This window comes from Promicromonospora sp. NPDC023987 (assembly GCF_040639055.1).
GTDB lineage: Bacteria > Actinomycetota > Actinomycetes > Actinomycetales > Cellulomonadaceae > Promicromonospora.
The window spans coordinates 1-14,463 of sequence record NZ_JBEZZF010000099.1 but is presented as its reverse complement, the minus strand read 5'-3'; the positions used below and the strand labels follow the sequence as shown (position 1 = coordinate 14,463).

At 68.4% G+C, this 14,463-nt stretch carries 12 protein-coding genes and 1 pseudogene; 1 reads left to right on the top strand and 12 read right to left on the bottom strand.

Translation table 11 applies throughout. The features are described 5' to 3' along the window. Positions 1 to 105: 105 nt before the first annotated feature. The 10 genes from AB0F40_RS25725 to AB0F40_RS25680 form a co-directional block, all read right to left on the bottom strand. Positions 106 to 831, bottom strand: a complete 726-nt coding sequence (locus AB0F40_RS25725) for an ABC transporter permease (protein WP_357474668.1) — start codon at positions 829 to 831, stop codon at positions 106 to 108. Then, positions 828 to 1,586 (bottom strand): ABC transporter ATP-binding protein, encoded by a 759-nt coding sequence (locus tag AB0F40_RS25720; RefSeq protein ID WP_357474665.1) that lies wholly within the window; start codon positions 1,584 to 1,586, stop codon positions 828 to 830. Before AB0F40_RS25720 ends, AB0F40_RS25725 begins: the two co-directional genes overlap by 4 nt. A gap of 8 nt (positions 1,587 to 1,594) precedes the next feature. Then, complete coding sequence (locus AB0F40_RS25715; RefSeq protein ID WP_357474662.1) at positions 1,595 to 2,218, bottom strand: TetR family transcriptional regulator; 624 nt, start codon at positions 2,216 to 2,218, stop codon at positions 1,595 to 1,597. A gap of 126 nt (positions 2,219 to 2,344) precedes the next feature. Continuing rightward, positions 2,345 to 3,526, bottom strand: a complete 1,182-nt coding sequence (gene mmsB, locus AB0F40_RS25710) for a multiple monosaccharide ABC transporter permease (RefSeq protein WP_357474659.1) — start codon at positions 3,524 to 3,526, stop codon at positions 2,345 to 2,347. Further along, the gene (gene mmsA / locus AB0F40_RS25705) at positions 3,523 to 5,094 is read right to left on the bottom strand and encodes a multiple monosaccharide ABC transporter ATP-binding protein (protein WP_357474671.1); all 1,572 of its coding nucleotides are present in this window, start codon (positions 5,092 to 5,094) and stop codon (positions 3,523 to 3,525) included. The genes mmsB and mmsA overlap by 4 nt, the downstream gene beginning before the upstream one ends. Before the next feature lie 186 nt (positions 5,095 to 5,280). Further along, a complete protein-coding gene (chvE, locus tag AB0F40_RS25700) occupies positions 5,281 to 6,456 on the bottom strand; it encodes a multiple monosaccharide ABC transporter substrate-binding protein (RefSeq protein ID WP_357474656.1) in 1,176 nt (391 codons plus the stop codon). 260 nt (positions 6,457 to 6,716) lie between these two features. Further along, on the bottom strand, positions 6,717 to 7,634 hold the full coding sequence (locus tag AB0F40_RS25695; RefSeq protein WP_357474654.1) for a carbohydrate ABC transporter permease: 918 nt from the start codon (positions 7,632 to 7,634) through the stop codon (positions 6,717 to 6,719). Next, positions 7,634 to 8,593, bottom strand: coding sequence for a sugar ABC transporter permease (locus AB0F40_RS25690; protein ID WP_357474651.1), 960 nt, complete (start codon positions 8,591 to 8,593; stop codon positions 7,634 to 7,636). The genes AB0F40_RS25695 and AB0F40_RS25690 overlap by 1 nt, the downstream gene beginning before the upstream one ends. After that, the gene (locus AB0F40_RS25685) at positions 8,590 to 9,942 is read right to left on the bottom strand and encodes an extracellular solute-binding protein (RefSeq protein ID WP_357474648.1); all 1,353 of its coding nucleotides are present in this window, start codon (positions 9,940 to 9,942) and stop codon (positions 8,590 to 8,592) included. The genes AB0F40_RS25690 and AB0F40_RS25685 overlap by 4 nt, the downstream gene beginning before the upstream one ends. A gap of 202 nt (positions 9,943 to 10,144) precedes the next feature. Then, positions 10,145 to 11,257, bottom strand: a complete 1,113-nt coding sequence (locus AB0F40_RS25680; protein WP_357474645.1) for a LacI family DNA-binding transcriptional regulator — start codon at positions 11,255 to 11,257, stop codon at positions 10,145 to 10,147. 115 nt (positions 11,258 to 11,372) lie between these two features. Here AB0F40_RS25680 and AB0F40_RS25675 point away from each other — a divergent pair, with 115 nt between their 5' ends. After that, complete coding sequence (locus tag AB0F40_RS25675; RefSeq protein WP_357474642.1) at positions 11,373 to 12,908, top strand: alpha-L-arabinofuranosidase C-terminal domain-containing protein; 1,536 nt, start codon at positions 11,373 to 11,375, stop codon at positions 12,906 to 12,908. Between the two features lie 130 nt (positions 12,909 to 13,038). Here the strand turns inward: AB0F40_RS25675 and AB0F40_RS25670 are convergent, their stop codons facing one another. Together AB0F40_RS25670 and AB0F40_RS25665 are read right to left on the bottom strand one after the other, a co-directional pair. After that, the gene (locus tag AB0F40_RS25670; protein WP_357474640.1) at positions 13,039 to 13,818 is read right to left on the bottom strand and encodes a GTP pyrophosphokinase family protein; all 780 of its coding nucleotides are present in this window, start codon (positions 13,816 to 13,818) and stop codon (positions 13,039 to 13,041) included. Between the two features lie 180 nt (positions 13,819 to 13,998). After that, positions 13,999 to 14,463 (bottom strand): annotated as a pseudogene (locus AB0F40_RS25665) (hypothetical protein); the annotation flags it as partial.

Sequence of the window (14,463 nt, the reverse complement as noted above, 5' to 3'; positions counted from 1 at the left end):
CTCCGCCACGGCACGGGCCGACGTCGGCTTGGCCGGGTCGCGCAGCGTGATCACCAGCCCGAGTTGCCGATCTCCTGACGTTCTACCGACCACCCGTGCGAGCCCTTATGCCGTGCGGCGGCGCAGCGTGGCGACGCCCAGGAGCGTCGCGCCCACGATGAACAGGGCGATCACGCCGACGGCGCCCTGGATGCCCGCCCACTCGTCGCCGGCCGCGAGCGACGTCATCGCCTCGACGGCGTAGGTGAGCGGGAAGACGCGGGACAGCCACTCCAGGACCTCGGGCATCTGGTCCCGCGGCATCAGGAGGCCGCAGGTGATGAGCTGGGGGAACAGGATCGCCGGCATCATCTGAACTGCCTGGAACTCGCTCCGGGCCAGCGCCGACGCGGCGAGGCCCAGGGTGCAGCCGAGCACCGCGTCGAGCATCGCCACGACCAGCACGAGCCACAGCGGGCCGGCCACGTCCATGCCCACCCACGTCGCGAAGCCCACCACCACCAGCGCCTGGACCAGGGCCAGCGTGGCGAACGCGAGGCCGTAGCCCGCCACGAAGTCGCCCTTGCGGATCGGCGTGGTCATGAGCCGCTCCAGCGTGCCCGACTGCCGCTCCCGGAGCGTCGCCACGCTCGTGACCAGGAACATCACGATGAGCGGGAAGATGCCCACCAGCATGGGGCCGAACCGGTCGAGGACCTGCGGCTGGTCGTCGAACATCCAGGCGATCAGGCCGATCAGCAGGCACGGCAGCACGATGATCAGGGCGACCGTGCGGTGGTCGCCGCGCAGCTGGGACAGCACTCGGCCGGCGGTGGCGAAGGTCAGGTTCATCGCGCCGTCTCCTCGGTGGGCTCGCTGCCGGACGCAGGCCGGCCCTCGTCGATCAGGGCGAGGAACGCGCGCTCGGCGTCGGGCGCCCCGGTGGTGGCCAGCAGCTCGTCGGGCGTGGTGTCCGCGACGAGCGCGCCGTCGCGCATCAGGATCAGCCGGTCGCACTGCATCGCCTCGTCCATGACGTGGCTGGAGACGAGGAGTGTGCGCCCCTCGGCGGCCAGCCGGCGGAACACCGCCCACAGGTCGCGGCGCAGCACCGGGTCGAGGCCGACGGTGGGCTCGTCCAGGACGAGCAGCTCGGGTCCGCCCACCAGGGCCGCCGCGAGGGAGACGCGCGAGCGTTCGCCGCCGGACAGCGTGCCGACCCGCTGCTTCTCGTGCCCGCCGAGGTCGACCGTCTCGACCGCCCGGGCGACCGCCGCCGCCGCGTCCGGGATACCGGCAAGGGCCGCGAAGTACCTGAGGTTCTGCACGACGGTGAGGTCGGTGTAGACGCTGGCGTCCTGCGTCATGTAACCGACCCTGCGACGCAGAGCGGGGCTGCCGGCGGCAGCGCCGAGCACCTCGACCGAGCCGGTCACCTTGTCCTGCACGCCGACGAGGGAGCGCATGAGCGTCGTCTTGCCGGAGCCGGACGGCCCCATCAGCCCGACGACGGACCCGGCGGGCACATCGAGACCGAGCCCGTCGATGATCGGTCTGCCACCGCGGACCACGCGCAGGCCACGAATCACCACCGCGTTTTTCCTCATGTGAGGAATTATGCGCGCTCCGCCGACGGCACCGCAAGGTCTCCCGTGAGGTACCGCTGCAGATTGGGACCGACCAGGGCGGCGACCGTGGCCGGAGGCAGCGACGCGAGCGGCTCCACCGGCACCAGGTAGCGGGTCATCATGAGCCCGGCCATCTGGGCCGCCACGAGGGCGGTGCGCAGCGGCGCGTCCGGAGTGTCGAGCGCGTGCATCACGGGCGCCAGAATCGCCGCGCCGATGAACGCGGGCATCAGGCCGCGCAGCTCGTTGTCGGAGATGACCGCGGGCATGATCATGCGGACGGTGTCGCCGTCGTCATGGTCCCAGAGGCCGAGCACCGCCTCGACGAGGCGCTCGCCCAGCGTCTCGACCGGGCCGTTCGCCACCTGTTCCACGATGGTCCCTGGCTCGATCTCCGTGACGCCGAGCGTGCCGGTCAGCAGTCGAGCCTTGTCCGGGAACCAGTGCCGCACCGTCCCCGGGTCCACGCCGGCCCGCCGGGCGATCGACCGCAGGGAGGCCCCCTCGTACCCACGGTCGACGAACTCCACGCGCGCGGCGGCGAGAATCTCGGCACGCGCGTCCTGACCGGCAGGACGGCGCCCGCGGCGCGGCGCGGATTCGGAAGCCATCCCACCATTCTCACCCACCGGTGAACGGCGAAGTCCGCGTCGAACATGACCTCGGGTACCTGTCCGAGACGGATTCGGTACCCGAGGTCATGTTCGAGGCGGACCTTCTCGCGCTCCCCGAAGGGGTCAGCGCGCCGCTGCGGCCCGCTTCTTGTTCCAGACGTCGAACGCGACGGCGAGGAGCAGCACGACGCCCTTGACGATCTGCTGCGTCGACTGGTCGATACCCATGAGCGACATGCCGTTCGACATGACGGCCATGATCAGACCACCGACCATCGCGCCCATCACGGTGCCGATGCCGCCGGTCACGGCGGCGCCACCGATGAAGCACGCGGCGATCGCGTCGAGCTCGAACATGTTGCCTGCCGCCGGCTGGGCGGCGCTCGACCGGGCGGAGTACACGATGCCCGCGATCGCGGCGAGGAAGCCCATGTTCACGAACATCCAGAAGTTCACGCGCTTCACGCGGACGCCGGACAGCTGCGCCGCGGCGAGGTTGCCGCCGATGGCGTAGACGTGGCGGCCGAACACACTGTGCTTGGTCACCAGCGTGTAGACCATGACCAGCACCGCGAGGATGATCAGGACAGCGGGCAGCCCGCGGTACGTGGCGAGGTTGTACGCGAACCACATGACGACGGCGGCGACCACGACGAGCTTCAGCACGAACAGCACCGGCGCCTCGACGGTCTGCTTGTACGCGATGCGCGCGCGGCGGTTGCGCCACGCGTTGTACGCGAAGCCCAGCACACCGATCGCGAAGATGACGAGCGTGAAGGTGTCGTAGCCGTAACCGCCGAGCAACCCGTTGAGGAAGCCCGAGGCGATCGAGGTGTACTCCGAGGGGAACGGCGAGAGCGAGACGTTGTTGAGCACCTCGAGCGTCAGGCCGCGGAACAGCAGCATGCCCGCCAGCGTCACGATGAACGCTGGAATGCCTACGTAGGCCACCCAGAATCCTTGCCACGCCCCTACCAGGAGTCCGGTACCGAGCGCCGCCAGCACGCCCGCCCACCAGGGCAGTCCGCCCCGGATGACGACGACGGCCGCCACCGCACCGGTCAGCGCGACCACCGACCCGACCGACAGGTCGATGTGCCCGCCGATGATGATGATCACCATGCCGATCGCGAGGATCAGGATGTACGAGAACTGCAGCACCAGGCTGGTCATGTTCCGCGAGCTGAGCAGCAGCCCGTCGGTCAGCGCCGAGAACAGCACGATGATCAGGACGAACGCGATGTAGATACCGCTCGTGCGCAGGTTGCGGGTGAACAGCTCTTTGATGTTCGCGATGCCGGTCATGCCTTCGTCTCCTGCGTGGTCTCCTGCGTCATGAGTGCCATGAGTCCTTCCTGGGTGGCTGAGGTGACGTCGACCTCGCCAGTGATGCGGCCGAAGGCCAGGGTGTAGATGCGGTCGCAGATCCCGAGGAGCTCAGGGAGCTCCGAGGAGATGACGAGCACAGCCTTCCCCGCCGCGACCAGCTCGTTGATGATGGTGTAGATCTCGTACTTCGCGCCGACGTCGATGCCGCGCGTCGGCTCATCGAGGATCAGCACCTCTGGCGCGGTGTACAGCCACTTGGACAGCACGACCTTCTGCTGGTTGCCGCCCGAGAGCTTGCCCACCTCCACCAGCACGTTGGGGGTGCGGATGTTCATGGACTCGCGGTACTCGCCCGCGACCTTGAGCTCCTCGTGCTCGTTCACGAAGCCGTTCTTCGACAGCTTGCGGAGACCGGCCGCCGAGATGTTGCGCTTGATGTCCTCGATGAGGTTGAGCCCGTACTGCTTGCGGTCTTCCGACACGTACGCGATGCCGGCCTTGATCGCGTCCGGCACGGTCCCGACGGTCACCTTCTCGCCGTCCAGGTAGACCTGGCCGGAGATGTCCCGGCCGTAGGAGCGACCGAACACCGACATCGCGAGCTCGGTGCGCCCTGCGCCCATCAGGCCGGCGATGCCGACCACCTCGCCGGCCCGGACGTTCAGGTTCGCCTTCTCGACGACGACGCGACCTGGCTGGGTCGGGTGGTGCACCGTCCAGTCCTCGATGCGCAGCACCTCCGCGCCGGGGTGCGACTCGCGGCCGGGGTAGCGGTTGTCGAGGTCACGCCCCACCATGCCGCGGATGATCCGGTCCTGGATCGCCTCGGACGAGCCGCCGGCGTCGGACATGTCGAAGGTCTCGATCGACTGGCCGTCCCGGATGATCGTGGTGCGGTCGGCGATCTCGGCGATCTCGGCGAGCTTGTGGGAGATCATGATCGACGTGATGCCCTGCGCCTGGAACTGCCGGAGCAGGTTCAGCAGGTGCTCGGAGTCGTTGTCGTTCAGCGCGGCCGTCGGCTCGTCGAGGATGAGCAGGCTGACGTCCTTGGAGATCGCCTTCGCGATCTCGATGAGCTGCTGCTTGCCCACGCCGAGCGCCGAGACGAGGGTCGTGGGGGTCTCGTCGAGCCCTACCTGCTCGAGGAGCGCTGCGGCCTCGGCGTTCGTCTTGTTCCAGTCGATCCCACCACCGGCCCGACGGCGCTCGTTGCCGAGGAAGATGTTCTCGGCGATCGACAGGTACGGGACGAGCGCGAGCTCCTGGTGAATGATCACCACGCCCCGCGCCTCGGAGTCGTTGATGGTGCCGAACTTGGCGGTCTCGCCGTCGAGCACGATGTCGCCGTCGTAGGTACCGTGCGGGTACACGCCCGACAGCACCTTCATCAGGGTGGACTTGCCCGCCCCGTTCTCGCCGCAGATCGCATGGATCTCGCCTCGACGGACGGTGAGGTTGACGTCCTGGAGTGCCTTGACCCCGGGGAATGTCTTGGTGATGCCGCGCATCTCGAGGATGTCGGTCGGCGCCGAATCGGCCATGCCAGTCCTTGTCGCGTACTTGTCGCCAGTGGTGGTGTTGCGGGTGGCCGACTCCGGCCTGGTCCCGGCCGGCCGGTCGGTGGTGACCGGCCGGCCGGTGGTCGAGCTTGTCGAGACCTGGGTCTCTGGGAGCGCGACCACCGACCGGCCGCCGGACCGTCAGAGGTGTCGGTACCGGTGTCAGACCTAGTCGGTCTGGCCGGAAGCGACCTCTTCCTCGGTGAGGTAGCCGGAGTCGATCAGCTCGGCCTCGAGGTTGTCCGCGGTGACGATCACCGTGGGCAGGAGGTACGACGGCACGACCTTCACGCCGTTGTCGTAGGTCTCCGTGTCGTTCGCCTCGGGCTCCTCGCCCTCCAGGAAGGACGTGGCGGCGATGACTGCCTGCTCGGCGAGGAGCCGGGTGTCCTTGAAGATCGTCGAGTACTGCTTGCCGTCCTCGATCAGCTTGGCCGACGCCGCCTCGGCGTCCTGCCCGGTGATGATCGGCATGTCGAGGTCACCCTTGCCGTAGCCCGAGTTGCTCAGCGCCGTGATGACGCCGCGCGACAGGACGTCGGCGGGCGCCAGCACCCCGTCGATGGTCCGCTCGCCCTTGCTGTACGAGCCGGTCAGCAGGTCCTCCATGCGGCTCTGCGCACCCTCCTGCTCCCAGCGCTGGATGGCGACGGTGCCGAAGTCGGTCTGCTCCGAGGGCACGACCAGCGTGCCGTCGTCGAGGTACGGCTGCAGCACCGACATCGCGCCCTCGAAGAAGAACCCGGCGTTGTTGTCGTCGGGCGAGCCGGCGAAGAGCTCGATGTTGAGCGGGCCCTCGGGCGCGTCAGCGGCCTCCTCGCCGTTCTCGTCCAGGATGCCGAGACCGGTCAGCAGCGAGGTGCCCTGCTGCACGCCGACCTCGTAGTTGTCGAAGGTGACGTAGAAGTCGACGTGCTCCGAGTCACGGATGAGCCGGTCGTACGAGATGACCGGGATGTCCGCGGCAGCGGCGGCGTCGAGCTGGGTGCCCAGCGCGGTGCCGTCGATGGACGCGATGATCAGCGCCTCGGCGCCCTTGTTGATCATGGCGTCGATCTGCGCCTGCTGGGTCGGGATGTCGTCGCCCGCGAACTGCAGGTCGACGTCGTACCCGGCCTCCTCGAGGCCGGACTTGACGGCGTCGCCGTCCGCGATCCAGCGCTCGTAGGTCTGGGTCGGCATGGCGACACCCACGAGGCCGCCCTCTTCACCGTCTCCGGCCGCACCACCGTCAGCACCACCACCGGCACCTGCACCGCCGCCGCCGCACGCGGCCAGCGAGACAGCCATCGCACCCGTTGCCAGCGCGGCCGCACCGCGCTTGGCCCACAGCTTCCTTGCCATGACATCTCCTCTTCGAGGTTCCCTCCGGGCACGTCTGCGACCCGGCCGACTACGATTGTTAACGCTCACACGAGCGCCGGTCAAAATCGTGTCGGGGTGAACTCCGCCACGATCGATCGGCGACGCTATCACCGTAGCCGTGGTCGAGGAAATGTAAGGAACCCTTCTTGAATGGTTACGGCATCGATACCGTCAACCGGCAGGGAGCCAGGTCAAGGAAGCCTGAACCTCTCCCGACCAACTGCTCGGGGCACTCGGCCTCACCGGACGCTGCCGAGCGACAGCCCACCCTGCCAGTACTTCTGCAGGGAGAGGAACGCTATGACCAGGGGAACCACCGAGATGAAAGACCCGGTCACGATGAGGTTCCAGACCTGTTCACCGCCCGCACCGGCATTGGAAAGGGCTTGCCAGTTGTAGATCCCCACCGTGACCGGGAGCAGGTTCGGGTCCCGCAGCACGGCGAGCGGCAGGAAGAAGTTGTTCCAGGTCGCGACGGTAGTGAGCAGCAGCACCGTGACGATCGCCGGGCGCAGCAGCGGCAGCACCACCTGGAAGAAGAGCCGAAGTTCACCCGCGCCGTCGACCCGCCCGGCGTCGAGCACCTCCTCCGGAACGGCGTCCTGGGCGTAGACCCGCACCAGGTAGACGCCGACCGGGCTGAGCAGCGACGGCAGGATCACCGCCCACATCGTGTTGAGCAGCCCCATGCCGCTGAGCAGCACAAAGGTGGGGATCACGAGCGCCGTCATCGGCACCATCACGGACCCGAGCAGCAGCGCGAAGAACACGCTCCGGCCGCGGAACCGGTACTTCGCCAGACCGTAGCCGGCCAGTACCGAGAGCACCGTCGCGCCCACGCCGCCCGCGAGGGCGTACACGAACGAGTTGCGGAACCAGATCCAGTAGATGCCGCCCTGGTGGCTGAAGAGACCGGCGATGTTGTCGGCCAGGGCGAAGTCCGAGCCGAACCAGAGCGGTGCGCCGCCGAACAGCCCCGCGTTCGTCTTGGTGGACGCCACAGCCAGCCACCACAGCGGCACCACGAAGTAGAGCGCGAGCAGGACGAGCACCACGTGGGAGCCGAGCCGGCGCCCCTGGCCGACGGGCGTGCCGGTGGTCCGCTCCGCCCTGTTCCGTTCGGTGGGGGTCCGGGAGAGGAGTGTCGAGTTCGCCATCACTTCAGCCCGCTCTGCTTGCGTGTCAGGAACAGGAAGAGGTACGACCCCACGAACACCAGGAAGCCGAGCGAGAACGCGAGCGTCGACGCGTAGTTGAACTGGCTGTAGTTGAACGCCGTGGCGAACGCGTACATGTTCGGGGTGTAGTCGGTCGGGATGGCGCCCATCGCGGAGGACCGCAGCACCTGCGGCTCCGTGAAGAACTGCAGCGTGCCGATGAGCGCGAAGACCACGATCATCACCATCGACGACGAGATCATGGGCACCTTGATCCGCAGCGCGATCTGCCGGCGGTCGGCGCCGTCGAGCACCGCCGCCTCGTAGATCGACGGGTCGATCGACCTCAGGGCGGCGTAGATGATGATCATGTAGTAGCCGACCCACTGCCAGGTCACGATGTTGACCAGCGACCCGAAGATGTTGGCGGAGCTGAGGAAGTCCGGCGCGGTCAGTCCCACCAGGCCGAAGAGGTCCTGCGCCGGACCGAACCGCGGGCTGTACAGGAAGCCCCACATGAGGGCGCCGATGACGGCCGGGATGGCGTACGGCACGAAGATCAGGAGCCGCGAGACCTGGCTCAGCCGCGTGGCGAGCGTGTCGAGCAGGAGCGCCGCCACGAGCGCGACCAGGATCTGGACCGGCACCATGACCAGCACGAACCGGAGCACCCGCCACAGCCCCTCCAGGAACACCGGGTCCGTGAACGCCTTGACGTAGTTGTCCGCACCCACGAACACGTTGCGGCCGGCCGTGGCGATGCCCTTGGTGTGCAGGCTCATCCACAGCGCGTAGCCCAGCGGCAGCACCAGGAACACGGCGAACACCGCGGCGAACGGTGCCACGTACACGTATCCCCAGCGCTGCCGCCGGCTGGCGATCTTGCTGGTCGGCCGGGTAGCTACCGCGTGCGTGACGCCCTCGCTCCCCTTCGTCACCGAGCTCGTCCCCTGGCTCATTCCGTGACCGTGAAGCCCTGCTCGGTGGCGTACCGCACCAGACCGTCCTGGACGGTGCCCAGTGCGGTGGCTGCGTCGGTGTCGTTCTCGACCATGTCGAAGAGCGCCTGCGTCTGCTGGTCGTAGGCGTAGACCTGGAACGGGCTGAACGAGAAGCCCTCGTACCCGTTCGCGGCGTCGAGGAACACCTCCTCGTTGATCTTCTGGCCACCGAAGAACGGCGCCTCGAGGCTCGTGAACCAGTCCGACTCGAGCATCGGCTTCCACTGCGGCCAGAGCGCCGCCTCCTCGACGCCGAGCTTCCAGGCCTCCTCGGTGTCGAACAGCTCCTTGGCGACCGTCGCGGCGGCCTCCGGCTGCTCGGACTGGGTGGTCACGGCGAACGTGGAGCCGCCCCAGTTCACCTGGACCGGGTTCTCCGGGTCCCACTGCGGGAGCGGAGCGGCACGCCACTCGGCGTCGGCGTCGGCCTCCGACAGGCCCTGCAGGTAGCCAGGGCCCCACGCCGCCGCGAGGTAGACGGCGTAGGTGCCGTCGACGAGCGCCGCGTTGTAGTCGGTGGTGAACGCGTCCTCCGTGGCGACCAGGTCGTCGTCGATCAGGCCCTTCCAGTAGTCGAGGACCTCCACGGCCTCCGGGCTGTCGACGTCGATGCCGATCTCGGTCGGCTTCGCGGCGTCGTACTGGAACGGCTCCCAGCCGTTCTGCGCGAACAGCGCGTAGTTGAGCGCGTTGCCGTTGGTCGGGAAGTCGGTGATGTGGCCATCGAAGCCGGCGTCGCGCAGGTCCTGCGCGGCCTGGGCGAACTCGTCCCAGGTGGTCGGCACCTCGACGCCGTGCTCCTCGAAGATGTCCGCGCGGTACAGCATGCCCATGGGGCCGCCGTCGACGGGGATCGCGTAGACGGAGTCGCCGTTGGACACGTCGGACCAGGAACCCGCCGTGTAGTCGGCCTCGAGCTCGCCCGCGCCGTACTCGGACAGGTCCACGAGGGAGTCGAGGATCGTGAAGGTGGGCAGCACCTCGGCCTCGAGCATGATGACGTCGGGCGCGCCGGTACCCGCCTCGATGGCGGTCTGGAACTTGTTGTACTCGTCGGCGCCCTGGCCGGCGTTGGTCCAGCAGACCTGCAGGTCCGTGTGGGTCTCGTTGAAGTGGTCCACGATCGTCTCGAACGACGGGTACCAGGCCCAGACCGTCACCTGGGTCGCGTCGGGCTGCTTGATCTCGTTGGTGCAGGTCGCTTCCGCGGCGCCACCTGCGCCACCGGAGCAGGCCGCGAGACCAGCGGCGGATACGGCCATGGCGGCTGCGGCAGCCACGCCTCGGCGTCGGGCTGATCTACGCATCCGAGTCCTCCTTGATTCGGTGCCACGGCCGAAGGACCGGGGCGTGCCCGGCATCATCACCGGTCGCTTTTCAACGTTGTAGGAAACGCTGGGCACCGTTCTACCGGCAACTCTGCTGCCTGGCAAGAGCACGACCGCAGGTGGTCGGCAAAATGTCAGGTGTTCGGCAGCCCGGGCTACCGATCACCTGACATCTTGCCGATCACACGGCGGCCCGGACCGGAACCACCTCGGTGCCGCCCGCCTGGGTGCTCACCAACCGGCAGGGTTCGCCCGCACCGACGTCGCCCGTGGACTCCCGGCCCACGATCCGCGAGTCCGGCACCACCTTGCGGAACGGCGCCGGGTCGCCCGCACCGTTCGCGCCGCCCTGACCGGTCGCGCCGATGCGCTCCAGCAGCAGCTCCACCGCGGTGTGCGCGATCTGGTCCCGGCCAGGGTCCACCGAGGACAGTGCGGGGACCGAGAACTTCGCGTCGTCTACGTCGTCGAACCCGATGAGCGCCACGTCGCCCGGGACGTCGATCCGGTGCGCGTGCAGCGCGTGCAGGGCGCCGAGCGCCAGCGCGTCGTTGAGGGCGAAGACCGCGTCGATCTCGACCCCGTCGTCGAGCATGCGGCTCATCGCCTCGGCGCCGGTGGAGCGGTGCCAGAGGCCCGCCTCGCCGACGAGCTCTGGCGCGAACGGCAGCCCGGCCGCCTCGAGCCCTTCGCGGTATCCCGCGGTCCGGAGGGCTGCCGAACCGACCCGCTCCCCCTCGTGCGCTCCGATCAGGGCGATCCGACGGCGGCCGAGCGACGCGAGGTGCAACGTTGCCGCTCGGGCGGCCGCGACGTTGTTCATCGTCACGTGATCGGCAGGGGCGCCGAAGACACGCTCGCCCAGCAGCACCAGCGGGAAGTCGACGGTGAACAGGTCGAGGTCGTCGGGCCCGAGCGCCAGCGGCGAGAAGATCAGCCCGTCCGTGAGGTGCCTGCGGCGGCCCGAGAGCACCTCGGTCTCCCGCTCGCGGCTGGCGCTGGTCTGCTCGATGAGCACCGTCCAGCCGGCGGCGTCGGCGGCGGAGATGACGGCGTCGGCCAGCTCCGCGAAATACGGGAGCGACAGCTCAGGGACTGCCAGGGTGATCAGCCCGGTACGCCGGGTTCGCAGGTTCCGGGCGGACATGTTGACCCGATAGCCCAGGTCGTCGATCGCCGTCTCGACCCGCTGCTTGGTCTCGGCACGGATGTACGGATAGCCGTTCACCACGTTCGACACGGTCTTGATCGACACGCCTGCGCGCTGCGCCACGTCGTGCATCGTCACGGCCACGCTGCCAGCCTCCGCTTCTGAGTTTTCCCACAGGGTAGAGGACCGTCGTCGCCCCCGCGTCGTCGATCAGCTAGTGTGCAACGTTGTAGGAACGTCGACCGATCAGCGAGGAACAATGACGACCTCCCGCACCCGCGTCCTGCTGCACCCCGACTTCACCGTCGGCGCCGTCGACCGTCGCCTCTTCGGCTCCTTCGTGGAGCACCTGGGGCGCGCGGTCTACACGGGCATCCACGAGCCGGGCCACCCGGCGTCCGACAGCCACGGTTTCCGCCGCGACGTCGCCGACCTGACGCGCGAGCTCGGGGTGACGACCGTCCGGTACCCGGGCGGCAACTTCGTGTCGAACTACCGGTGGGAGGACGCCGTCGGCCCGGTGGAGCAGCGCAAGCCGTTCCTCGACCTCGCCTGGCGCACCGTTGAGCCCAACCTCGTGGGGACCGACGAGTTCCTGCAGTGGGCCGAGCGCGAGGGGATCGAGCCGATGATGGCGGTGAACCTGGGCACCCGCGGCGTGGAAGAGGCAGTGGCCCTGCTCGAGTACTGCAACGGCGAGGCGGGCACCCGCTGGGCCGACCTGCGCATAGCCAACGGCCGCACGGAGCCCTACGGCGTCAAGCTCTGGTGCCTGGGCAACGAGATGGACGGCCCCTGGCAGATCGGGCACAAGGACGCGCACGAGTACGGCAAGCTCGCCCGCAACGCCGGCGCCGCGATGAAGCTCGTAGACCCGTCGATCGAGCTCGTGGTGTGCGGGTCGTCGTCCATGCAGATGGAGACGTTCGGGGAGTGGGAGCGCACGGTCCTGGAGTACACGTACGACCTCGTGGACCACATCTCGATGCACGCGTACTACGAGGAGGTCGACGGGGACCGCGCGTCGTTCCTCGGGTCGGGCACGGCGATGGACCGGTTCATCGAGCGGGTGGTCGCGTCCGCCGACGCCGTGGGGGCGCAGCGCCGCTCGGACAAGCGCATCACCATCTCATTCGACGAGTGGAACGTCTGGTACTTGACCACGCGCTTCCACGGCGAGGAGAACCTGCCGATCCAGCGGGACGCGCCGCGCATCATCGAGGACGTCTACTCGGGGCTCGACGCCGTGGTGGTGGGCGACCTGCTCGTCACGCTCCTCAACCACGCCGATCGCGTGCCCGTCGCGTGCTTGGCCCAGCTCGTCAACGTGATCGCGCCGATCATGACCGAGCCCGGGGGCGAGGCCTGGCGGCAGCCGACCTTCCACCCCTTCGCGACGACGGCGCGGCTCGCCCAGGGCGAAGCGCTCGACCTGCGCGTGTCCACCTCGACCATCACGACCAAGGCCCACGGTGACGTGCCTGCGGTGACGGCGGCGGCCACCCTGTCGGACGGCGCCGTCGCGCTGTTCCTGACCAACCGCTCCGCCGAGCCGGCCGAAGTCGAGCTGGCGCACCCCGGTGCGGCGCTCGAGGTCACCGACGGCTGGTCGATGACCGCCGACAGCGAGCCCGCCGTCGTCGGCCCTGAGCATGCGGAGAAGGTGGCCGCCGAGCACTGGGGCGTGTTCGACGTCGCCGGATGGGTCGCCGCAGCGGGCGATGGCACGACGACGAAGGTGACGCTGCCGCCGGAGTCGTGGACAGCGCTGTCGGGAACGCTCACGGCGGTGTGAGCCGCTGGTCGAGCTTGTCGGGACGGGCCTCGACAAGCTCGACCAGAGGTGGGCCCGACCAGAGGTGGGCCCGACCAGAGGTGGGCTCGACCAGAGGTGGGCTCGACCAGCGGGGCCGCGGCGGGAGCCCTTACTTGTCGTTGGTGAAGTCGAACCCGCCGTCGGCCTCGGCGGCGCGCCAGAAGTCGCGCAGCATCTCCTCGGGGCTCAGCAGGTTGTGCCGTCGCTCGACCGGCTCCTCGTCGCCCGAGATCGCCTTGACCTCGTCGTGGATGCGCTCCATCGAGGTGTCGAGCGACCAGGCGACGTCGGCCGCGAGCTTGAGCGAGTCGGTGAGGTGCCTGGGCACGTCGCCGTCGTACTTGTAGTAGATCTTGTGCTCGAGGCTCGCCCAGAAGTCCATGGCGATGGTGCGCAGCTGGATCTCGACGATGACGTTCTCGACCCGGTCGGACAGGAACACCGGGATCTGGACGATGAGGTGCAGCGACTTGTACCCGGCCGCCTTCGGGTTCTTGATGTAGTCCCGCTCCTCCAGGACCGTGATGTCCGACTGCTTGAGGAGCATGTCGCGGACCAGGTAGATGTCGTTGACGAAGCTGCAGGTGATCCGCACCCCTGCGATGTCGAACATCTGCGCCCGGATGCCCTCCGGCGTCAGTGGGATGCCCTTGCGGCGGCACTTGGCGACTATCGACTCGAACGACTTGAGCCGCGACCCCACGTGCTCGACCGGGTTGTAGTTCTGCATGTGCCGGAACTCGTCGCGCAGGATCGAGACCTTGGTCATGACCTCGTCGATCCCGAACTTGTAGGTCAGCACCAGCCGGCGCATGTCTCCGACGAGCTTTCGGAGCTCGGCCGGATCTGGTATCGGATGTTCCCGGACATCCTCGGGCAGCTTGCTCACGGGCACCACCGTACGGGTAGCGGACGCCCCCGTGGGCTCCAAAGGACCCCCTTCGCCGAAGTAGAACTGCAGCGAAGTAGAACGTGGCGAAGTAGAACTGCAGCGAAGTAGAACTGTGGCGCAGCTGCAGTTCTACTTCGCCCTGGTTCTACTTCGCCACAGTTCTACTCCGACGGGTGGTCAGCTTCCCGTGGACTCCTTCAGGCGGAGGAAGGTGATCGAGTGGGGCGCGAAGTCGTAGCTGAACTCCGTGTCGTCGCCCGACCGGGACACGTCGAGCGTCGCGGTGTCCTCCACCGGCACCACCCGTTCGGGCCGCGTCTTGGTGTTCACGGCCGACGGCGCTCCGCTCATCTCGGTCACGGACGCCTCCTGCGCGACCGCGTACCCGTCGACCAAGACCGCCGTCCGGGCGACGGACTCGTACGGGTTGACGACCTTGAGCACCAGCTCGCCGGTCTCGGCGTCCCGGGTGACCACCTGGTAGAGCGACTCGGTCGTCGGCTCGGAGTACTTCATCTGCAGCTCACCGTCGAGGTACAGCTCGATGGTCCGCCCGGACACCACGACCTTCACGTGGTAGTCCCGGCCCGTCTCCAGGGAGTGCCCCTCGACCGCCGCCACCTCGTTCGCCGAGCTGTTGTC